The organism is Pseudomonas sp. NPDC089758 (genome assembly GCF_044748705.1).
Classification (GTDB): Bacteria; Pseudomonadota; Gammaproteobacteria; order Pseudomonadales; family Pseudomonadaceae; genus Aquipseudomonas; species Aquipseudomonas putida_X.
In genome coordinates this window covers 345,143-367,260 of sequence record NZ_JBIVGN010000004.1, presented here as the reverse complement: position 1 = coordinate 367,260, position 22,118 = coordinate 345,143, and the positions used below count along the sequence as shown (strand labels likewise).

18 protein-coding genes and 2 tRNA genes are annotated in these 22,118 nt (G+C 60.8%); 4 read left to right on the top strand and 16 right to left on the bottom strand.

Annotation, left to right across the window (positions count from 1 at the left end):
- Positions 1-111 precede the first annotated feature (111 nt).
- The 3 genes from acs to ACIPZH_RS08145 all read left to right on the top strand — a co-directional run bounded on the left by acs (position 112) and on the right by ACIPZH_RS08145 (position 5,975).
- Entirely contained in the window at positions 112-2,046 is a 1,935-nt protein-coding gene (acs, locus tag ACIPZH_RS08155) for an acetate--CoA ligase (protein ID WP_400635856.1), read from the top strand.
- A gap of 42 nt (positions 2,047-2,088) precedes the next feature.
- Positions 2,089-2,958, top strand: coding sequence for an oxygenase MpaB family protein (locus tag ACIPZH_RS08150; protein ID WP_400629897.1), 870 nt, complete (start codon positions 2,089-2,091; stop codon positions 2,956-2,958).
- Positions 2,959-3,038: 80 nt separating this feature from the next.
- Positions 3,039-5,975: a DUF748 domain-containing protein gene (locus ACIPZH_RS08145; RefSeq protein WP_400635854.1), complete on the top strand. Its 2,937-nt coding sequence runs from the start codon at positions 3,039-3,041 to the stop codon at positions 5,973-5,975.
- Between the two features lie 43 nt (positions 5,976-6,018).
- Here the strand turns inward: ACIPZH_RS08145 and ACIPZH_RS08140 are convergent, their stop codons facing one another.
- Positions 6,019-6,432 (bottom strand): VOC family protein, encoded by a 414-nt coding sequence (locus ACIPZH_RS08140; RefSeq protein ID WP_241803839.1) that lies wholly within the window; start codon positions 6,430-6,432, stop codon positions 6,019-6,021.
- Between the two features lie 59 nt (positions 6,433-6,491).
- Here ACIPZH_RS08140 and ACIPZH_RS08135 point away from each other — a divergent pair, with 59 nt between their 5' ends.
- Entirely contained in the window at positions 6,492-6,794 is a 303-nt protein-coding gene (locus tag ACIPZH_RS08135) for a putative quinol monooxygenase (RefSeq protein ID WP_400635852.1), read from the top strand.
- A gap of 77 nt (positions 6,795-6,871) precedes the next feature.
- Here the strand turns inward: ACIPZH_RS08135 and ACIPZH_RS08130 are convergent, their stop codons facing one another.
- The 15 genes from ACIPZH_RS08130 to ftsH all read right to left on the bottom strand — a co-directional run bounded on the left by ACIPZH_RS08130 (position 6,872) and on the right by ftsH (position 22,016).
- Positions 6,872-7,225, bottom strand: coding sequence for a BON domain-containing protein (locus ACIPZH_RS08130; RefSeq protein ID WP_400635850.1), 354 nt, complete (start codon positions 7,223-7,225; stop codon positions 6,872-6,874).
- Between the two features lie 265 nt (positions 7,226-7,490).
- The gene (gene pnp / locus ACIPZH_RS08125) at positions 7,491-9,596 is read right to left on the bottom strand and encodes a polyribonucleotide nucleotidyltransferase (RefSeq protein ID WP_012312657.1); all 2,106 of its coding nucleotides are present in this window, start codon (positions 9,594-9,596) and stop codon (positions 7,491-7,493) included.
- Positions 9,597-9,846: 250 nt separating this feature from the next.
- Entirely contained in the window at positions 9,847-10,116 is a 270-nt protein-coding gene (gene rpsO / locus ACIPZH_RS08120; RefSeq protein WP_012274241.1) for a 30S ribosomal protein S15, read from the bottom strand.
- Between the two features lie 146 nt (positions 10,117-10,262).
- A complete protein-coding gene (truB, locus tag ACIPZH_RS08115; protein WP_400635849.1) occupies positions 10,263-11,180 on the bottom strand; it encodes a tRNA pseudouridine(55) synthase TruB in 918 nt (305 codons plus the stop codon).
- A 3-nt stretch (positions 11,181-11,183) separates the two neighbouring features.
- Complete coding sequence (rbfA, locus tag ACIPZH_RS08110; RefSeq protein WP_400635848.1) at positions 11,184-11,582, bottom strand: 30S ribosome-binding factor RbfA; 399 nt, start codon at positions 11,580-11,582, stop codon at positions 11,184-11,186.
- Positions 11,583-11,698: 116 nt separating this feature from the next.
- Positions 11,699-14,236 (bottom strand): translation initiation factor IF-2, encoded by a 2,538-nt coding sequence (gene infB / locus ACIPZH_RS08105; RefSeq protein WP_241803843.1) that lies wholly within the window; start codon positions 14,234-14,236, stop codon positions 11,699-11,701.
- A gap of 27 nt (positions 14,237-14,263) precedes the next feature.
- Positions 14,264-15,745, bottom strand: a complete 1,482-nt coding sequence (gene nusA, locus ACIPZH_RS08100) for a transcription termination factor NusA (protein ID WP_241803844.1) — start codon at positions 15,743-15,745, stop codon at positions 14,264-14,266.
- A gap of 59 nt (positions 15,746-15,804) precedes the next feature.
- On the bottom strand, positions 15,805-16,263 hold the full coding sequence (rimP, locus tag ACIPZH_RS08095) for a ribosome maturation factor RimP (protein WP_241803845.1): 459 nt from the start codon (positions 16,261-16,263) through the stop codon (positions 15,805-15,807).
- A 130-nt stretch (positions 16,264-16,393) separates the two neighbouring features.
- Positions 16,394-16,470, bottom strand: a tRNA-Met gene (locus tag ACIPZH_RS08090).
- Between the two features lie 98 nt (positions 16,471-16,568).
- Positions 16,569-16,654, bottom strand: a tRNA-Leu gene (locus ACIPZH_RS08085).
- Positions 16,655-16,675: 21 nt separating this feature from the next.
- On the bottom strand, positions 16,676-17,068 hold the full coding sequence (secG, locus tag ACIPZH_RS08080; protein WP_241803846.1) for a preprotein translocase subunit SecG: 393 nt from the start codon (positions 17,066-17,068) through the stop codon (positions 16,676-16,678).
- Positions 17,069-17,072: 4 nt separating this feature from the next.
- Positions 17,073-17,828, bottom strand: coding sequence for a triose-phosphate isomerase (gene tpiA, locus ACIPZH_RS08075; RefSeq protein WP_400635846.1), 756 nt, complete (start codon positions 17,826-17,828; stop codon positions 17,073-17,075).
- A gap of 66 nt (positions 17,829-17,894) precedes the next feature.
- Positions 17,895-19,235, bottom strand: coding sequence for a phosphoglucosamine mutase (gene glmM / locus ACIPZH_RS08070; protein ID WP_241803848.1), 1,341 nt, complete (start codon positions 19,233-19,235; stop codon positions 17,895-17,897).
- 16 nt (positions 19,236-19,251) lie between these two features.
- On the bottom strand, positions 19,252-20,103 hold the full coding sequence (gene folP, locus ACIPZH_RS08065) for a dihydropteroate synthase (protein ID WP_046788151.1): 852 nt from the start codon (positions 20,101-20,103) through the stop codon (positions 19,252-19,254).
- An 8-nt stretch (positions 20,104-20,111) separates the two neighbouring features.
- On the bottom strand, positions 20,112-22,016 hold the full coding sequence (ftsH, locus tag ACIPZH_RS08060; protein WP_241803850.1) for an ATP-dependent zinc metalloprotease FtsH: 1,905 nt from the start codon (positions 22,014-22,016) through the stop codon (positions 20,112-20,114).
- Positions 22,017-22,118 lie beyond the last annotated feature (102 nt).

The window sequence follows — 22,118 nt, the reverse complement described above, 5'->3', positions numbered from 1 at the left end:
TGGCCCGCCCGCGAAGACGCCGGCACAGGTTGAACACCTGTTCCAGCTACACTGTCCAATCGAATAGCCGTTGCAGTCCACCGCCCCGACAAGCGCAAAGGACCACCTGCCATGTTCGATATCCGCGACTATCCCCAGGCCCTGGCCGTCAGCCAGTCCGCCAGCCTCTCTTCCGACGACTACAGCCGCCTCTACCGCCAGTCGGTCGAAGACCCCGACACCTTCTGGGCAGAACAGGCCAAGCGCCTGGACTGGATCAGACCGTGGTCCAGCGTACAGCACTGCGACCTCAAGACCGGCGAAGCCCGTTGGTTCGAAGGTGGCCAACTGAACGTCAGCTACAACTGCATCGATCGCCACCTGGCCCAGCGCGGCGCGCAGACCGCCCTGTTGTGGGAAGGCGACGACCCCGCGGACTCCAAGGCCATCACCTATCACGAGCTGCACCGCCAGGTCTGCCGCTTGGCCAATGCGCTCAAGGCACGTGGCGTGCAGAAAGGCGACCGGGTATGCATCTATATGCCGATGATCCCCGAGGCCGCCTACGCCATGCTTGCCTGCACGCGCATTGGCGCGATTCACTCGGTGGTGTTCGGCGGCTTCTCGCCGGATGCGTTGCGCGACCGCATTCTCGATGCTGACTGCCGCACCGTGATCACCGCCGATGAGGGCGTGCGCGGCGGCAAACGCATCCCGCTCAAGCAGAATGTCGACAAGGCATTGGCCAGTTGCCCAGACGTCAGCAGCGTATTGGTAGTACGCCGTACGGGCACCGACGTCGCCTGGAGCGAAGGCCGCGACCTCTGGTACGACCAGGCGACGGAAAACGCGGGTGACGACTGCCCACCTGAACCCATGGAGGCCGAAGACCCGCTGTTCATCCTTTACACCTCCGGCAGCACCGGTAAGCCCAAGGGCGTGCTGCACACCACTGCCGGTTACCTGCTGCAGGCCGCCATGACCTTCAAGGTGGTGTTCGACTACCGTGACGGCGAGGTGTTCTGGTGCACCGCCGACGTGGGCTGGGTCACCGGCCACAGTTACATCGTCTATGGCCCGCTGGCCAACGGCGCGGTTTCACTGATGTTCGAGGGCGTTCCCAACTACCCTGACAGCTCCCGGTTCTGGCAGGTGGTGGACAAGCACAAGGTCAATATCTTCTATACCGCACCCACCGCCCTGCGGGCACTGATGCGTGAAGGCTCTGGCCCGTTGCAGGGTACGTCGCGCAAGAGCCTGCGCCTGCTCGGTAGCGTCGGCGAGCCGATCAACCCAGAGGCGTGGGAATGGTACTTCGAGCAAGTCGGCCAAAAACGCTGCCCTATCGTCGACACCTGGTGGCAGACCGAAACCGGCGGCATCATGCTCACCCCGCTGCCCGGCACGCAGAAGCTAAAGCCCGGTTGTGCGACCCAACCCATGTTCGGTGTGCAACCGGTGCTGCTGGATGACAAAGGCAAGCTGATCGAAGGCCCCGGCGCCGGCCTGCTGGCGATAAAGGCCAGTTGGCCGGGGCAGATCCGCAGCGTCTACGGCGACCACCAACGCATGGTAGACACCTACTTCAAACCCATGCCCGGCTATTACTTCACCGGCGACGGCGCCCGCCGCGACGCCGATGGCGACTACTGGATCACTGGCCGCATCGATGATGTGATCAACGTTTCCGGTCACCGCATCGGCACCGCCGAAGTGGAAAGCGCCTTGGTGTTGCACGAAAGCGTCGCCGAGGCCGCAGTGGTCGGTTACCCCCATGACCTCAAGGGTCAGGGGGTGTATGCCTTCGTGACGACCATGAATGGCGTGACGCCGGACGATGCCCTGCAGGCCGAACTGCTGGCACTGGTCAGCAAAGAGATCGGCAGTTTCGCCAAACCCGAGCTGATCCAGTGGGCGCCGGCCTTGCCCAAGACCCGCTCGGGCAAGATCATGCGGCGTATACTGCGCAAGATTGCCTGCAACGAGCTCGACACCCTGGGCGATACCTCGACCCTGGCTGACCCGAGCGTGGTGCAGGGGTTGATCGACAAACGCCTCAACCAATAGCCGGCGGCAGCTGTTCATGGCCGCCCTGAACGACAGGTCACCATGGAAGCCCTACGCCGCCGCATCGAAACCCAGGTCATGAGCCTCACCGGGCTGGCCCTCGGCCAGCTCGACCTGGAATCCCCCAAAGGTGACCCTGGCCTGTTCGGCCCGCACAGCATGAGCTGGCGGGTGCACGGCGACTTCCCCAGCATGCTGGTTGGCGGTATCAGCGCCCTGATGCTGCAACTGCTGCACCCGCTGGCACTGGCGGGGGTGTGGGATCACTCCAACTTTCGCCAGGACCTGCTCGGCCGCCTGCGCCGCACCAGCCAGTTCATTTCGGGCACGACATTCGGCTCGACCCGTGATGCCGAATGGCTGATCGACAAGGTCCGCACCATTCACCTGCAGGTCACCGGGACATCGCCCGATGGCCGTCCATACGCTGCCAGCGACCCCGACCTGCTGACCTGGGTCCACGTGGCCGAAGTCAGCAGCTTCCTCGCCGCCCACCTGCGCTATCGCGACCCGCAGCTGTCGCGCGCCGAGCAGGATGGCTATTACGATGAGATCGCCCTGATCGCCGAACGCCTCGGCGCCCGCAATGTACCCCGCTCATGCCAGCAGGTTGACGAGTACCTGCAGCGTATGCGGCCTCAATTGCACTGCGACGCGCGCAGCCTGGAAGTGGTCGAGATCCTGCTTCAGGCCCCAGCCCCGAGCCGACTTGCCGAGCCGGTTGGCAGGTTGATGCTGCAAGCGGGTATCGACCTGTTGCCGGACTGGGCCCAGGCCATGCTCGGCCTGCATCAGAGCCCGTTGCAGCGGCGCATGATCCGTATGGGACTCAACCGCACCGCCCCCGTGCTGCGTTGGGCCATGCGTGACGGTTCGGCGCATCGCGCCAGAAGGCGTATGGGGATCGAGTGAGCGCAAATGCCCTCGCCCCGGCGGAACCGATTTAACCTGCCATACTCCAAGCTCTCCTGCCTGGACAGACGAAGCGACACATGTACAAAGGATTGACTCGCGCCCTCGGCGCCCTGTTGGCTCTGGTGGCCCTCTACAGCCTGCTTGGCTTTCTAATCGCGCCTGGCGTTGCCCTGCGCATCGCCAACCAGCAGCTGGCGCAATACGCCACGCTGCCGGCGCACATTGAGCGCATAGAACTCAACCCGTTCAGCCTCGAACTGACGCTGTGGGGCCTGCAGATCGGCGAACCGGGCAAGGAACAGGTAGGCTTCGAGCGGCTGTATGCCAACCTGGCGCTCGACAGCCTGTGGAGCGGCGCCCTGCACCTGCAGGCGGTCGAACTCGACAAGCCCCGCAACGAAGTGCTCTTCGCCAAGGACGGTACGCTCAACCTCACCCAGCTTTTCAAGCTGCCGGCCAGCGAACCCAAAGCTGACGAGCCTGCATCGGATCCGTTCCCCTTGCGCATCGGCAGCATCAAGCTCAACGCTGGCTACCTGCATTTTGCCGACCAACGCCCAAGCGAGCCGATCGAATTCGTCTACGACGACATGAACCTGGAGCTGAAAAACCTCAGCACGCTGCCGAACGACAACGCCGACATGACGTTGGTGGCACTGGGCCCTAACGGCGGGCGCATCGACTGGAACGGCACCTTGAGCCTGGCGCCTATAGCGTCCGAAGGCACACTGAAAATCACCGACGGCAAAATGAAGCTGTTCTGGCCCTACGTTCGCGACGCCGTGCCGCTGGTGCTGGAGGACGGCGTGGTCAACTTCGACACGCACTACAGGCTCAACCTGTCCAAGCAAACCGAGCTGTTGCTGGACAACACCTCGGTACGTGTCGCGCCATTCGCCATAAAGGCGCCGGATGGCCGTCCATTGGTCCGCCTGGTGAGCCTCGATGTCAGCGAAACCCGCATCGACCTGGCCAAGCAGCTGGTGACCGTGGGCAAGATCCGCAGTGAAAAACTGGAAACCTGGGCCGCCCTGGAGCCGGACGGCCAACTCGACTGGCAAAAACTCTTCGCCAGCCAGCCGGCCAAGCCCACGCCCAAGGAAAAGGCAGAGCCGGCCGCCGCAGCACCGGCCCCCAACGACGAGGCAGCAAAGCAGCCGAGCAAGCCATGGCAAGTGCTACTCAAGGACGTTCAGCTGCGCAATTATCAGGTGCACCTGGCCGACCGCAGCCAGAAAGAGCCGGTTGCGCTGGACGTTGGGCCGCTGAACGTCGACATGCAGGGCTTCGACAGCCTCAACCAGTCGCCCTTCACCCTCAAGCTCGACACCGGCATTGGCAAGCAGGGCAAGCTGCAGGCCAGTGGCGAGGTCAACCTGGCGCCGGTCAGCGCCAGGCTCGACGTCAGCACACGCGACATCGATCTGCGTATTGCGCAGGCCTACATCAACCCGTTCATCCGCCTGGAGCTGCGTAGCGGCATGCTCGCCAGCGACCTCAAGGTCGACCTCAAAGGCACCGAGCCACTGGCCTTCACCGTGGCCGGCAAGGCGCAGGTCAACCAGTTGCACACCCTGGACACCATCAAGAACCGCGACTTCGTCAAATGGCAGCAGGTGAATGTCGACGGCCTGGCCTATGTGCACGGCGATACCCTGTCGATCGATAAGGTAACCCTCCTGCAGCCCTATGCCCGCTTCATCATCAACGAAGATCGCAGCACCAACGTGGATGACCTGCTCATCCCGCAGCCTGCCGATGCCCCCGCGCCAAACGAAGCCAAGCCGGCCAGCCCCGCAGGCAGCAAGCCGCTGGGCATCCGCATCGGGCAGATCAGCATCAACGATGGCTCAGCCAACTTCGCCGACCTCACCCTCACACCTAACTTCGCCACGGCCGTCCAGCAAATGAACGGCCAGATCGGCACCATCGACAACCGTAAGCCGGCGCCAGCCAAGGTGGACATCAAGGGTAAAGTCGACCGTTACGCACCCGTTACCATCAAAGGCGCGCTCAACCCGTTCAACCCGCTGGCCAGCCTTGATATCGCCACCAGCTTCAAGCGCGTCGAGTTGACCACGCTGACGCCCTACTCCGGCAAGTTTGCAGGCTTTCGCATTCGCAAGGGCCGCCTCAACCTCGACCTGCACTACCTGATCACCAACGGCCAGCTCAAAGCCGAGAACAAAGTGGTGGTCGAACAGCTGCAACTGGGGGAAAAAGTCGATAGCCCGGATGCGGTCGACCTGCCCATCCGCTTGGCGGTTGCGCTACTCAAGGACACCGAAGGCAAGATCTCGATCGAACTGCCAGTGACCGGCGACCTCAACAACCCGCAGTTCAGCGTCATGCCAATCGTCTGGCAGACCTTGCGTAACCTTGTACTGCGGGCGGCTCAGGCACCGTTCAAATTCATCGGCGGGCTGATCGCTGGCGGCGGCTCACAAGACCTCGGCAATGTATCGTTCGCCCCAGGTTCCAGCGAGCTCAATGGCGATGCGCAATCGGCCCTGAACAAACTCGCCTCGGCGCTCAAGGAGCGCCCTGAACTGCGCCTGGAAATCGAAGGCACCAGTGCCCAGAGCAGCGATGGCCCACTGCTCGCTCAGCAGCGCCTGGAGCGGGAGTATCAGGCCATTTGGTACAAGATTCTGCAACGCCGTGGCGACAAGGTCCCGGCCAACGCGTCCATGCTGGTGGTCGACGACAGCGACAAACCTGCCATGCTCGAAGGCATCTACCGTAGCCGCCTGAAACAGCAACCGCCGGCCGACTGGGAACAACTCAGCCGCGAGGAGCGCACCACCAAGCTGCGCGAGGCGGTACTCAAGTCATGGGCCGAAAGTGCCGCATTGCTGCGGACCCTGGGCCAGGAGCGGGCCAGCAGTATCAAGGACTACCTGGTCGACAAGGGCAAGCTTGAGGATGACCGGGTCTACTTCATCGATACCACGCTGGGGCAGGCTGAATCAGATGGTCGGGTGATTACGCCGTTGCACCTTGATGCTGAGTAATCCCTGCCAGCTGCACCGGCCCCAAAACATCCACAACCTGAATTCAGACCAACCGCTGCCCCGACACCGTCGGGTGGTACAGCGGCTGCACCTTGTTGCCTGCCGGGTCCAGCAAGTGGAAGCTGCGCGCGCCATCCCCATGATTGAAGGGCCGGTCCAGCAGCGTCACCCCGCAGGCCTTGAAGTACTGATACCAGGCCTCCAATTCCTCTACGCTGTCGACGATGAACCCATAGTGATCCAGCGTCTGCAGGCCATTGGCAGCGCCTGCCCCCCGCCCCAGCGACAGGTTGTCGTTACCGCAGGTCAAGTAGACCAGATCCTCGTTGGCCCGATTCAATACCTCCATGCCGAGCACATCGACATAGAAGCGCTCGCATTCTTCAAGGTTGGGCACCAACAGGGCGATATGGCGCAGGCCATTGAGGCGACCGGGGCGTGCAGGTAAATCAGACATTGGCTGGCTCCATTTTTGTATACAATTCAGAGTTGAATTTAAAACAAAAGGAGCCTCATGTGTACAGTCTGTTCATCAAGACACGGGTCAAGCCGGGTTGTGCCGAACTATTTCTCACTGCCATCAAGGTAAACGCTGCCGCTTCCGTTGCCACAGAACCCGGCTGCCTGGTATTCGATGTGTTACAGGATCGAGTCGACCCCGAGGTGATCTACCTCTACGAAATCTACCGCGATGACAAGGCGTACGAAGCGCATACCCAGACCCCGCACTTTCGTGAGAGCCGGCCGCTTGTGGAGCCACTGATCGCTGAGCAGGTGTGTTTCGAAGGCGATGTCGTCGCGCGCAATCCGGTGAATTGAGCGCTAATGAAAAGCCCCGGCCGAGGCCGGGGCTTTTTTTAAAGGTGGCCAGGTCCTTCTGGCCGACGGGACATTCCTTATTCGGACTTCAGGCCATCAGCCATGACGCTCTTGACGCCCTCGATGTTCTTGGTAATGCGTACTGCTTCTTCTTTCTGAGAGTCGGTGACCTTCACGTCAGAAGACAGCGAAACCACACCTTGGCTGGTTTCGACTTTGATGTCAGAGCCTGGCACGCCTTTTTCAGTCATCAGGTCAGCTTTGACTTTGGTAGTGATCCAAGTGTCGGAGCCTTCCTGTTGCATGTTGTCCACAGTATCGTTGGCAGCCAACATGACTGGAGCCTGAACTGGCTCTGCGGCGAACGCGCCACCAGCCATGGTCAGGGTCAGAGCGGTAGCAGTAGCGGCAGCAATGGCGAACTTCTTCATGTGAGTCACTCCTGTTTTTCGAAAGGTCTGCGCCGTATGTCCTGGCGGCAGATATGAAGGTAGTTGCACGGGCTGTGCCAGGTTCTGAGATTTATTTTTTCCCTTGAATATCAACAACTTATACAAATCGCGAAAAGCGGCTGATCGTGCAAATTGCAACCTGCGAGGTAAATCTGCGTGCAAGATGCAAGTGTGCAAAAGGTTCCCGGCAGGCCATAAAAAAAGGGCCCGCTAGGGGCCCTTTTCATACAGCGTTGCTGGTCGCTTAGACGCCCGAGGCCTTGGCCGCGGCAACGTCTTTGATCGACAGTTTGATACGGCCGCGGTTATCCACGTCCAGTACCAGTACTTCGACTTCCTGACCTTCTTTGAGGATATCGGTCACTTTCTCTACGCGTGCATCGCTGAGCATGGAGATGTGCACCAGACCATCCTTGCCAGGCAGGATGTTGACGAAGGCGCCGAAGTCGACGATACGCTCGACCTTGCCCACGTAGATCTTGCCAATCTCGGCCTCGGCGGTGATGCCCAGAACGCGCTGACGCGCTGCTTCTGCAGCTTCTTTGGTTTCGCCGAAGATCTTGATCGAGCCATCGTCTTCGATATCGATCGAAGCCTTGGTCTCTTCGCAGATGGCGCGAATGGTGGCGCCGCCTTTACCGATGACGTCACGGATCTTGTCGGTGTCGATCTTCATCGCGATCATGGTCGGCGCGTTGGCCGACAGCTCGGTACGCGACTGGCCAATGATCTGGTTCATCTGGCCGAGGATGTTCAGGCGCGCTTCCAGGGCTTGGCCCAGGGCGATTTCCATGATCTCTTCGGTGATGCCGTTGATCTTGATGTCCATCTGCAGTGCGGTAACGCCTTTGGCAGTACCGGCAACCTTGAAGTCCATGTCGCCCAGGTGGTCTTCGTCACCCAGGATGTCGGTCAGGACAGCGAACTTCTCGCCTTCCTTGACCAGGCCCATGGCGATACCGGCCACAGGTGCCTTCATCGGTACACCAGCGTCCATCAGTGCCAGGGAAGCACCGCAGACCGATGCCATGGAGCTGGAACCGTTGGATTCGGTGATTTCCGACACGACACGGATGGTGTACGGGAACACGTCAGCGGCAGGCAGCATGGCCTGTACAGAACGGCGGGCCAGGCGGCCGTGGCCGATTTCACGACGGCCAGCACCGCCCATGCGGCCACACTCACCCACCGAGAACGGCGGGAAGTTGTAGTGCAGCATGAAGGGGTCTTTCTTCTCGCCTTCCAGGGTGTCCAGCAGCTGGGCGTCACGGGCAGTACCCAGGGTCGCGACGACCAGGGCCTGGGTTTCACCACGGGTGAACAGTGCCGAACCGTGCGTCTTCGGCAGAACGCCCACTTCGATGTTCAGCGGGCGTACGGTCTTGGTGTCACGACCATCGATACGCGGCTTGCCGTTAACGATGTTTTCGCGAACGGTGCGGTATTCGATCTCGCCGAAGATTTCTTTGACTTCGCTGGCCGAAGGCTGGCCTTCTTCGCCGGAGAACTTGGCGATCGCCTGGTCACGCAGCTCGCCCAGGCGCGCATAGCGGTCGGCCTTGACGGTGATGGTGTAGCCCTGGGAAACCGCTTCGCCGAACTCAGCGCGAATGGCGTTGAACAGCTCGGTGTTGGCAACGGCAGGTTTCCAGTCCCAGGTCGGCTTGCCGGCTTCGGCAGCCAGCTCTTTGACAGCCTGGATAACGGCCTGGAATTCGTCGTGGGCGAACAGTACAGCGCCCAGCATCTGGTCTTCGGTCAGCTCTTGAGCTTCCGATTCAACCATCAGTACGGCGTCGGAGGTACCGGCAACGACCATGTCCAGGCTCGAGGCAGCCAGTTGCTCGTAAGTCGGGTTCAGCAGGTAGCCAGTGCTTTCGTGGAAGGCAACACGGGCAGCGCCGATCGGGCCTTCGAACGGGATACCGGAGATGGCCAGGGCAGCCGAGGTACCGATCATCGCAGCGATGTCCGGATCGGTCTTCTTGCTGGTCGACACCACGGTGCAGACGACCTGGACTTCGTTCATGAAGCCTTCAGGGAACAGCGGGCGGATCGGACGGTCGATCAGGCGCGAGGTCAGCGTCTCTTTCTCGGAAGGACGGCCTTCACGCTTGAAGAAGCCACCCGGGATCTTGCCGGCGGCGTAGGTCTTTTCCTGGTAGTGGACCGACAGAGGGAAGAAGCCCTTGCCTGGATCGGCCTGCTTGGCACCGACTACGGTCACCAGCACGGTGACATCGTTGTCGACGGTAACCAGCACGGCGCCGGTTGCCTGACGGGCAATGCGGCCCGTTTCGAGAGTAACGGTCGATTGACCGAACTGGAATTTCTTGATTACCGGGTTCACGGTTTCCTACCTTTTTTCAGTGGCTCTGGGGGAACTGGTTTCTTGCGAATTCTTGGGCAGAACAGGGAATCGGCCCCATTGACCGTCCAGATACAACACGAGGCTGGGAGCCTGGCGCCGGGCGGAAAAACCGCTCAGCGTTGCCAGGCTGCCAACCTCGAAGATACGCGTGACGTGTCCGACGCAAACGCTGCCAAGCAGCGCTGGCGAAGCATGCAACACGCCATGCACACCACTGACCAGGCCGCTATTAGCGACGCAGGCCCAGGCGACCGATCAGGGCGCTGTAACGAGTGGTGTCTTTGCCCTTCAGGTAGTCCAGCAGCTTACGACGCTGGTTAACCATACGGATCAGGCCACGACGCGAGTGGTGGTCTTTACCGTTGGCCTTGAAGTGGCCTTGCAGCTTGTTGATGTTCGCGGTCAGCAGAGCGACCTGAACTTCCGGGCTACCAGTGTCACCAGCAGCTTGCTGGAAGTCGGTAACGATTTGAGCTTTTTCTTCAACGCTGAGGGCCATTTGGCTTCTCCTGATAACGGAACCCGCAAGCGGGTCCAATAGGCCAGGGACAAATCCCTGTATTAATAAAAAAGGTGTGACCGTGCCTACTGACAGCCACCCTTGTATCCGCGGGCCACAGCAAAAGCCGAAGCCCCCGGTTTCGATCATTCCGATCGAATCAGTCGACGCGGCGCAATACGCCCGTCTTCGCTCACCTCACCGATACCGATGAAACGACCATTGTGATCCTGTACCCGGACCATGCCAAATTGCGGCGCGTCCGGCGCACGTACCGCCTGGCCATGCAGCCAGTAGAACGCGCTGTGTTCGGACAGGCCAATCAGCGGCCAGTCCTGCAGGCCACTGTCCGAAGGCATGAGGAAGCGATCGAGCGCTTCCTTACCGCCATCGGCGTGGGCCTGTTCAAGTTCTTCGAGGGTCACGGTCTGGGCCAGCTCGAAGGGCCCGGCGTGGGTCCTGCGCAGCTCGGCAACATAGGCGCCACAGCCAAGGGCCTCGCCGATATCCTCCACCAGGGTGCGAATATAGGTGCCTTTGCTGCATCCTACGCTCAGCCGTGCTCGTGTACCTTCGCACTCGAGCAACTCCAAGCGGTTAATAGTAACAGAACGCGCCTCGCGCTCCACTACCTCTCCTGCACGCGCCAGCTTGTAAAGCGGCTGACCATCACGCTTGAGCGCCGAGTACATCGGCGGTATCTGGCTGATCGGGCCGCGAAAACGTGGCAGCAGCGCCTCGATGTCGGCACGACCAACGGTCACCTCACGGGTTTGCAGGACCTCGCCTTCCGCATCGGCAGTATTGGTAGTCTGCCCCAGCTGCATGACGGTTTCGTAGCCCTTGTCGGAATCGAGCAGGTACTGCGAAAACTTGGTCGCTTCGCCGAAGCACAGCGGCAGCACGCCAGTAGCCAACGGGTCGAGGCTGCCAGTGTGGCCGGCCTTTTCCGCGTTGAGCAACCAGCGCACTTTCTGCAGTGCGGCGTTGGAAGTGAAGCCAAGTGGCTTGTCCAGCAGGATGATGCCGCTGACGTTGCGGCGGATACGTTTGACCTGGGCCACCGGTTACTCCTTGGTGTCCTGCTCGTCGCTATCCTTGTGCAGGCGGTCTTCGGCCACTGCACGCTCGATCAGCGCCGACAGATGCACACCGCGGCTGACGCTTTCATCGAAATGGAAGTGCAACTGCGGCACGCTGCGCAGCTGCATGGAGCGGCCCAGGTGCAGGCGCAGGAAGCTGGCTGCGCTGTTCAGCGCCTTCAGCGACTGCTGAACGGCGTCCGGGGTTTCTTCACCCATGACAGTGATGTAGACCTTGGCGTGGCCCAGGTCGCGACTGACGTCCACGGCAGTGATCGTCACCAGGCCCACGCGTGGGTCCTTGACTTCACGGCGGATCAGCTCTGCCAGCTCACGCTGCATCTGATCACCGATACGTTGGGTACGGCTGTATTCTTTGGCCATTCTTGCTACCTGTAACTTAAAGCGGCAAACGCCCGGTCAGGCTGAAGCCTGACCGGGCGCTACCTACTGAGGGGCTGCCCACCGCCCTGGGGCGGGGGCTGAGACCCTGCTCGCCCTTAAAGGGTACGAGCAACCTGGACTTTCTCGAAGACTTCGATCTTGTCGCCGACCTTGACGTCGTTGTAGCTCTTGACGCCAATACCGCACTCCATGCCCGAACGGACTTCTGCAGCGTCGTCCTTGAAGCGACGCAGCGATTCCAGCTCGCCTTCGAAGATGACCACGTCGTCGCGCAGTACGCGGATCGGACGGTTGCGGTACACGGTACCTTCGATGACCATACAGCCAGCGATGGCGCCGAACTTCGGCGAACGGAACACGTCACGCACTTCGGCAACGCCCAGGATGTTCTCGCGGACATCGCTGCCGAGCATGCCGGTCAGGGCCTTCTTGACGTCTTCGATGATGTCGTAGATCACGTTGTAGTAACGCATATCCAGACCTTCCTGCTCGACGATCTTGCGCGCACCGGCATCGGCACGCACGTTGAAGCCGAACAGCACCGCATTGGACGCCAGCGCCAGGTTGGCATCGCTCTCGGTGATACCACCGACGCCGCCACCGATCACGCGAACCTGAACTTCGTCGTTGCCCAAGCCGCCGAGCGAACCCTGCAGTGCTTCCAGGGAACCGCGCACGTCGGTCTTGAGGACGATGTTGAGGGTCTTCTTCTCTTCCTGACCCATGGTCTCGAAGATGTTTTCCAGCTTGCCGGCGTGAGCACGAGCCAGCTTGACCTCGCGGTACTTGCCCTGACGGAACAGAGCAACTTCGCGGGCTTTCTTCTCGTCGGCGACCACGGACAGCTCGTCACCGGCTTCCGGGGTGCCATCCAGGCCAAGAATCTCGACCGGGATAGACGGGCCGGCTTCCTTAACAGGCTTGCCGTTCTCGTCCAGCATGGCACGCACGCGGCCATAGTTGGAGCCGCACAGGACCATGTCGCCCTGACGCAGGGTACCGTCCTGAACCAGGATGGTAGCCACCGGGCCGCGGCCCTTGTCCAGGCGCGATTCAACCACCACACCACGACCAGGCGCGGTCGGAGTGGCCGTCAACTCGAGCACTTCGGCCTGCAGCAGTACGGCTTCGAGCAGTTCGTCGACACCGGTACCCATCTTCGCCGAAACCTTGACGAACGGCGTGTCACCACCCCATTCCTCGGAGGTCACGCCTTCGACGGACAGTTCGTTACGGATGCGATCGAGGTCTGCACCAGGCTTGTCGATCTTGTTCACCGCAACCACCAGCGGGACGCCAGCTGCCTTGGCATGCTGAACGGCTTCACGGGTCTGTGGCATCACGCCGTCGTCCGCCGCCACCACCAGGATGACGATGTCGGTCGCCTTGGCACCACGGGCACGCATCTGAGTGAACGCAGCGTGGCCTGGGGTATCGAGGAAGGTGACCATGCCGCGGTCGGTTTCCACGTGGTAGGCACCGATGTGCTGGGTGATACCACCGGCTTCGCCAGCGGCAACCTTGGCACGACGGATATAGTCGAGCAGCGAGGTCTTGCCATGGTCAACGTGACCCATGACGGTAACCACCGGTGCACGCGACTCGGCCTGGCCTTCGAACTTCAGCGATTCGGCCAGGGAATCTTCCAGGGCGGTATCGCTGACCAGGGTGACCTTGTGGCCCAGCTCTTCTGCGATCAGCTGAGCGGTTTCCTGGTCGAGCACCTGGTTGATGGTGACCGGAGTACCCATCTTGAACATGAACTTGACGACTTCAGCGGCCTTGACCGACATCTGCTGCGCAAGCTCCGAGACCGTGATGGTCTCGCCGATGGTCACGTCACGGATGACCGGACCAGTCGGGTTCTGGAAGCCATGCTGGTTGCGCTTCTTCAGCTTGCCCTTGCCACCACGACCACGGCGAGCGCCATCGCTCTCTTCGTCGGTGGTGCGCGGAGCGGCACGAGGGGTCGGAGCCTTTTCCTTCTCCTTCACCTTGACCTTGATCGACACACGTGGCGCCTCGCCACGGCGACGATCGTCATCGCGAGTGCGGCTTTCGTTGCGACGGGTCTCGTCCTTCTTGCGCTCGGCAGCACGGGCTGCAGCGTCTTCGGAAGCAGGCGCGTCAGCGACGACCGGTGCGGGTGCCGGAGCTGCAGCTGGAGCGGCGGGTGCCGGCTCGGCCTTGGCAGCTGGAGCAGCGGCAGCAGTGGCGTTCGCGTGGCGACGAGCCTGCTCTTCGTTGCGCTGGCGCACGTCGGCGTCGACCTTGTCACGCGCGGCGTTTTCAGCCGCACGGCGCTCGTCCTGCTCACGTTTCTGCTCAGCCTGAATCTCTTCAGGGCTGCGCTGAACGAATACTTTCTTCTTGCGTACTTCTACGCTGATGCTTTTGCTACCGGCGACACGCAGGGTGCTGGTGGTCTTGCGCTGCAAGGTAATCTTGCGCGGCTCTTCCGCCTTGCTCTTGTGGCTGCTCTTCAAATGGGTCAGCAGAGTCTGCTTCTCATTGTCGGTCACTACCTGACCGGCGTCGGTGTGCGGCAGACCTGCCTCACGCATCTGCTGCAGCAGGCGCTCTACCGGTGCCTCGACCTCTTGGGCCAGTTCTTTCACCGTGACTTGCGTCATGCACTTCTCTCCTCAGGCCGCGCCTAATTACTCGAACCAGTGGGCTCGGGCGGCCATGATCAACTTGCCGGCACGCTCTTCGTCGATGCCGTCGATGTCGAGCAGGTCGTCAATCGACTGCTCGGCCAGGTCTTCGCGGTTAACCACGCCGCGCACCGCCAGTTCCGCCGCCAGGTCCTTGTCCATGCCCTCAAGGGAGAGCAGGTCTTCGGCCGGATGGGCGTCTGCCAGTTTTTCTTCGGTAGCGATGGCCTTGGTCAACAAACGGTCCTTGGCTCGAGCGCGGAGCTCATTGACGATTTCCTCGTCAAAGCCATCGATGTTGAGCATTTCTTCCAACGGTACGTAGGCAATTTCTTCGAGGCTGGTAAAGCCTTCGTCGACCAGCACTTGGGCCAGCTCCTCGTCGACTTCCAGTTCCTCGATGAAGTTGCGCAGGATGTCACCGGTTTCCGCCTGCTGCTTGGCCTGGATATCCTTCTCGGTCATCACGTTCAGGGTCCAGCCGGTCAACTGACTGGCCAGGCGAACGTTCTGACCACCACGGCCAATGGCCTGGGCCAGGTTGTCCTCGGCAACGGCGATGTCCATGGCATGGGCATCTTCGTCAACGATGATCGCCGCGACTTCAGCCGGCGACATGGCGTTGATGACAAATTGCGCCGGGTTCTCGTCCCACAGGACGATATCCACACGCTCGCCACCCAGCTCGCCGGATACGGCCTGGACGCGCGAACCGCGCATGCCGATACAGGCACCCTGCGGGTCGATGCGCTTGTCCTTGGAGCGGACGGCGATCTTGGCACGCGAACCCGGATCACGGGAAGCGGCCATGACTTCGATGAGGCCTTCGGCGATTTCCGGCACTTCGATGCGGAACAGTTCGATCAGCATCTGTGGCGCGGTGCGCGACAGGATCAGCTGCGGACCGCGGTTCTCGGTGCGGATTTCCTTGAGCAGCGCACGCAAGCGCACGCTGACCCGGAAGGTCTCACGTGGAATGATGTCTTCGCGAGCCAGCAGCGCCTCGGCGTTGTTGCCCAGGTCGACGATGACGTTGTCGCGGGTAACCTTTTTGACAGTGCCGGAGATGATCTCGCCAACGCGTTCGCGGTAGGCATCGACCACCTGGGCGCGCTCGGCCTCACGGACCTTCTGCACGATGACCTGCTTGGCGGTCTGGGCGGCGATACGACCGAATTCGATGGACTCGATCTTCTCCTCGATCACGTCACCCACTTTGGCTTCAGGGTGAGTTTCGTGAATCTTGGCCAGCCAGGTCTCGATCGCCGGATCGTCCAGATCGGCTTCGTCGACCACGGTCCAGCGACGGAAGGTCTCGTAGCTACCGGTGTGGCGGTTGATTTCCACACGCAGATCGACTTCGTCTTCAAAACGTTTTTTGGTTGCAGTGGCCAGAGCCACTTCCAGCGCTTCGAAAATGACGCCGGGCGGTACACCTTTTTCGTTGGATACCGATTCAACAACCAGCAGTACTTCTTTGCTCATCGTACGCCTCGCCTTGCGCAAGCCATTGGGCCCGGATAGTCCGCCGGGCCCGGCACGTCTCAGTCAAAACTGGGAATAATATTGGCCTTGTCGATCGAATCGATCGGCAACAGAAACTCGTGAGTGTCCACCTGGACCACCACATCCTGCTCCTCCACACCGCGGAGAAGGCCCTGGAAGTTACGACGACCTTCGAAGGGCGTACGCAGCTTGATCTTCACTTGTTCGCCGGCATGCGAGGCAAACTGTTCCAGCGTGAACAGCGGGCGATCCATGCCTGGAGAGGACACCTCAAGGGTATATTCACTGCTGATCGGATCTTCCACATCAAGAATGGCGCTGGCCTGACGGCTGACCGCTTCACAGTCCTCCACCAGGATGCCGCCTTCCTTGTCGATATAGATGCGCAGTACCGAATGCTTACCCTGGGAAACGTACTCGATCCCCCAGCATTGATAGCCCAGACCCTCGACCACCGGGGCCAACAAGGCCTGCAACTGTTCTAGCTTGCTCGACACCTGAACCCCCTCGTGCATGCTGTGCAAATAAAAAATGGGCGAAGCGCCCATCCCTGAAAGCGCCGTTGGACAACGACGCCGTAAACTGTTCGGCTAGCAAAAAGCCCCTGAAAAGGGGCTCCGCTGAAGCTGGTTGCGGGGGCTGGATTTGAACCAACGACCTTCGGGTTATGAGCCCGACGAGCTACCAAGCTGCTCCACCCCGCGACAAAGCTGGGGCGAAAGTATAAGACTGAACCCGTCGCTGGGTCAATCTAACCTCCACCTGCAAGAAAGCCCGCTAAAGCGGGCTCTCAAGCTTTAATTGGTACCGAGAAGGGGACTCGAACCCCTACACCCTATGGGCACAACCACCTCAAGGTTGCGTGTCTACCAATTCCACCACCTCGGCAATATTACTTCTTGAAACCCGTTACTTCTGCTCTTCGGCTGGAGGAGGTACGTCACCCGCTGGGGTGGTTTCGCTCTTCTGCTCCTGGAGCACCGGTACATCATCATTTACTGCCGGCTTTGGCTGTTGCACTTCCAAGACCGCTGGATCCGGAAGTCCCGCCTGACCAAGCTGGTGAGCTTGTTGCTTGGCGAAGTATCCTAACCCAAGTGCTGTCAAAAAGAAAGTGGCAGCAAGTATAGCAGTGAATTTACTCAGGAAGGTAGCAGAACCTTGGCTTCCGAACACAGTATTTGAAGCACCTGCGCCGAAAGATGCACCTGCTTCCGCACCCTTACCCTGTTGCAACAGTACCAGCACTACAAGCGACAGCGCTGCCAACAGATGAAAAACAACGATAACTGTTTCCAGCATTTGTTCAGTTTCCTGCGGCGCGACAAATTGCACCGAATTCGTCTGCGTTCAGGGATGCTCCACCAATGAGCCCCCCATCAATATCCGGCATGCCGAACAGTTCGGCCGCATTGGCCGCCTTCACGCTACCGCCGTAGAGAAGCTGCACATTCTGCGCAACTTCGGCGTCCTTCGCTGCCAACTGCCTACGGATGGCGGCATGCACATCCTGAGCTTGTTGCGGCGAGGCCGTCAAACCTGTACCGATGGCCCATACAGGCTCATAGGCAATTACTGCATTGGCAAAAGCGGCAATACCGAACGCGTCGATAACACTGCTTAGTTGACGCCCAACAACTTCTAGCGTCTGGCCCGCTTCGCGCTCTTCGAGAGTTTCCCCTATACAGAGCACCGGCGTCAAACCACTTTTCTGAGCAGCTGCAAACTTGCGATTAAGCACTTCTTCACTTTCACCGATAACCTGGCGACGTTCGGAGTGGCCAATCAACACCAACTTGCAACCCGCTTCAGCCAACTGACTCGGTGCAACTTCACCGGTCAGCGCACCCTGTTCGGGCTGTACTGCAGAATTCTGTGCTCCGACGATGATTCCTTTGCCTTGCAGGCCATCAACGACTTGATTGATGAACAGGGCCGGAGGAAAAACCGCGACTTCGATACCGTCGGGGATGAGCATATTGCCCAAGCCCTGAGTCAGCTCAGCGACGCTGGCGCGGGTACCGTGCATCTTCCAGTTACCAGCTACCATGGGGCGACGCATGCTTTACCTCGTCGGTCAAAGTGGGCGCAGATCTTACCCAACCAGATCTGCGCTGGCAAGCCCAATTCAGACACAAACTTCAGCGACCAGCTTGGCCAGGGCTTCGGCATGCGTGCGCACCTGGCTTTCGTCGTCACCTTCAACCATCACCCGCACCAACGGCTCGGTGCCCGACTTGCGCAACAGCACACGCCCACGCCCCGCCATGTCGTCAGTGACCTTGGCACTGGCCTCCTTGACGGCCGGATGCTCCAGGGGGTCGACCTTGCTCGCGCCAAAGCGCACATTGATCAGCACCTGCGGGCACTTGCGCAAGGCCTGGCGAGCCTGCGCCAAGGTCTCGCCGCGGCGCTTGAGCGCCAGCAGTACCTGCAGTGCGGCAATGATCGCATCACCGGTGGTGGTGTGGTTGCAGCACACGACATGCCCAGAGTTTTCACCCCCCACCAGCCAGCCGCGCTCGAGCAGCTCGGCCATGACGTAGCGGTCGCCAACCTTGGCCCGCACGAAGGGTATGTCCAGGTCCTTGAGCGCAAGCTCCAGGCCCAGGTTACTCATCAGCGTACCGACCACACCACCCTGCAACTTGCCCCGCTCGTGCAGGTCCCGGGCAATGATGAACAGCAGCTCGTCGCCATCGACGATCGCGCCGGTATGGTCGACCATCAACACCCGGTCACCGTCACCATCGAAGGCGATACCCAAGTCGGCGTGGCCGACCAGTACTGCCGCCTGCAGCGACTCGATATGGGTCGAACCGCAGTTTTCATTGATGTTCAGGCCGTCAGGCTGCGCATGCAGCACCGTCACGTCGGCACCCAGCTCACGGAACACGCTCGGCGCGACTTTGTAGGTCGCCCCATGGGCGCAGTCCACCACCAGCTTGAGGCCTTCGAAACCGGTGCTGGTCGGCACACTGCTCTTGCAAAACTCTATGTAGCGGCCAGCGGCATCGTTGATGCGCGAAACCTTGCCCAGCTTGCTGGAGTCGACCACCGTCATCGGCTGGTCAAGAAGCTCCTCGATCATCAGCTCGATTTCGTCGGGCAGCTTGGTGCCCTGGCCCGAGAAGAACTTGATACCGTTGTCATCGTGCGGGTTGTGCGAAGCACTGATGACAATACCCGCTTCAGCATGGAAGGTACGGGTCAGGTAGGCGATGGCCGGGGTCGGCATCGGCCCGAGCAGCAAGACGTCAGCACCTGCAGCAGAAAGGCCCGCCTCGAGCGCGGACTCGAACATGTAACCGGAAATACGCGTGTCTTTGCCCACCAGCACGCGGCAGTTACCTTGCTTGCGGAAGGCCATGCCCGCCGCCCAGCCCAGCTTGAGCATGAAGTCGGGGGTGATCGGGTATTCGCCGACGCGGCCACGGATGCCGTCGGTACCAAAGTATTTTCTGCTCATAGGGACTCCAATGTTCTTATTCGGCGTTCTGTACCGCAGCGATCATGCGCACCACATCGGCGGTCTCGGCCACATCATGGACGCGCAGAATGCTGGCACCCTTGGTCATGGCCAATGCCGCAAGCGCGAGGCTGCCGTACAGCCGCTCGCCGACCGGACGATCCAGCGTCAGGCCGATCATGCTCTTGCGTGAAACCCCCACCAGCAACGGGCGACCGAGGCTGTAGAGCGCTTCCATATGTTTGAACAGGCTCAGGTTATGCGCCAGTGTCTTGGCGAAGCCGAAACCTGGGTCCAGGATGATGCGTTCGGCACCGATTCCCGCCGCTGCGCAAGCCGCCATCCGCTGTTCAAGATAGCGCGTTACGTCAGCAGTCACATCCTCGTAATGCGGGTCGTCCTGCATGTTCCCCGGCTCACCGCGCATGTGCATCAGGCACACCGGCAGCCCGGTATCTGCCGCGGCATCGAGGGCACCATCACGTTCCAGTGCACGCACGTCGTTGATCAGGCCAGCACCGAGGCGGGCCGACTCACGCATGACGGCAGGCGTGGAGGTATCGACCGAAATGACCACATCAAGGCGACTGTTGATCGCCTCGACCATAGGTGCCACACGCTCGAGCTCCTCGGTGACCGACACCGCACGGGCACCCGGGCGAGTCGACTCGCCGCCGATGTCGATCAGCGTCGCGCCTGCCGCAACCATGGCTTCTGCATGACGCAGGGCCTCGTCGCGCTGACTGAAGCGCCCGCCATCAGAGAAGGAATCAGGGGTGATATTGAGGATACCCATGACATGGGTACGGGACAAATCAAGAACCCGGTTGCCGCAAGGCAACCGGGTCGGGTACAGCTTAGAGCTCATAGATGCCCTTAGTGTTGAGCCGCTGGGCCGCCGATCGGCGATTCAGGGCGATCATTCTGGGCAGCAGGCGTGCCCGAAGTCTTATCGTCGTCCCAGTCACGCGGTTCGCGAGGCGTACGACCGGACATGATGTCGTCGATCTGGTCGGCGTCGATGGTCTCGTACTTCATCAGTGCTTCGGCCATGGCGTCGAGCTTGTCGCGGTTGTCGGTCAGCAGCTGCTTGGCAGTGGCATAGCACTGGTCGATGATGCTGCGCACCTCCGAATCGATCAGCTTGGCAGTTTCACCGGAAACACTGGCGTGCTGGCTACCGGCGCTGCGGCCGAGGAAGACCTCGCCCTCTTCTTCGGCATACATCAGCGGGCCGAGCTTCTCGGACAGGCCCCACTTGGTGACCATGTTCCGGGCAATCTGGCTGGCGCGCATGATGTCGTTCGAGGCACCGGTGGTGACGCCGTCGAAGCCCAAGGTCATTTCCTCGGCGATACGGCCACCGTACAGCGAGCAGATCTGGCTGATCAGCGCACGCTTGGACAGGCTGTAGCGGTCTTCTTCGGGCAGGAACATGGTCACACCCAGGGCGCGACCGCGCGGAATGATCGAGACCTTGTAGACCGGGTCATGCTCAGGCACCAGACGACCGACAATGGCGTGACCGGCCTCGTGGTAAGCGGTGTTCTGTTTTTCCTTCTCGGACATGACCATGGTCTTGCGCTCGGCGCCCATCATGATCTTGTCTTTGGCCAACTCGAACTCTTTCATCTCGACCAGGCGCTTGTTGGAGCGGGCCGCGAACAGCGAAGCTTCGTTGACCAGGTTGGCAAGGTCAGCACCGGAGAAGCCTGGCGTACCGCGGGCAATGACCGCCGGGTTGACGTTTTCGCCGATCGGCACCTTGCGCATGTGGACCTTGAGGATCTGCTCACGACCACGGATGTCCGGCAGGCCGACCACCACCTGGCGGTCGAAACGGCCAGGACGCAGCAAGGCCGGGTCCAGTACATCCGGACGGTTGGTGGCGGCGATGACGATGATGCCATCGTTCATTTCAAAGCCGTCCATCTCGACCAGCAACTGGTTGAGGGTCTGCTCACGCTCGTCGTGACCACCGCCCATGCCGGCGCCACGGTGGCGACCAACGGCGTCGATCTCGTCGATGAAGATGATGCATGGGGCGTGCTTTTTGGCCTGCTCGAACATGTCGCGCACACGGCTGGCGCCCACACCGACGAACATCTCGACGAAGTCCGAACCGGAGATGGTGAAGAAAGGCACCTTGGCTTCGCCGGCAATGGCCTTGGCCAGCAAGGTCTTACCGGTACCCGGTGGGCCAACCATCAACACGCCACGCGGGATGCGCCCGCCCAGACGCTGGAACTTGCCCGGGTCGCGCAGGAACTCGACCAGCTCGCCGACTTCTTCCTTGGCCTCGTCGCAACCTGCGACGTCGGCCAGGGTGGTCTTGACCTGGTCTTCGGACAACAGGCGCGCCTTGCTCTTGCCGAAGCTCATCGGCCCGCCCTTGCCGCCTGCACCGCCCTGCATCTGGCGCATGAAGAACATGAACACGGCGATGATCACCAGGATCGGGAAGCTCGCCACCAAAAGCTGAGTCCAGATGCTCTGCTGCTCAGGCTGCTTGCCTTCGACGACCACATTATTGTCGACCAGGTCGCCGATCAGGCCGTTATCGGTAATGGCCGGGCGAACGGTCTTGAAGCTGTCGCCATCGGAGCGCTTGCCGGTAATGATGTAGCCATCGACGGTAACACGCTCGACCTTGCCATCCTTGACCTGCTGGATGAAGTCGGAGTAGTTGAGGGTCTGCGGCTCGTTAGGGCTGGAGAAGTTGTTCATCACCGTCACCAGGACAGCTGCGATGATCAACCACAGGATCAGATTCTTTGCCATGTCGTTCAATTCGCTACCCTCTGAGGCCGGCGCACGACGCAGCCGTGCCTCGCATGATATTCATCGCCCTAACTTACTACATTACCTACGCAACCGCAGGCA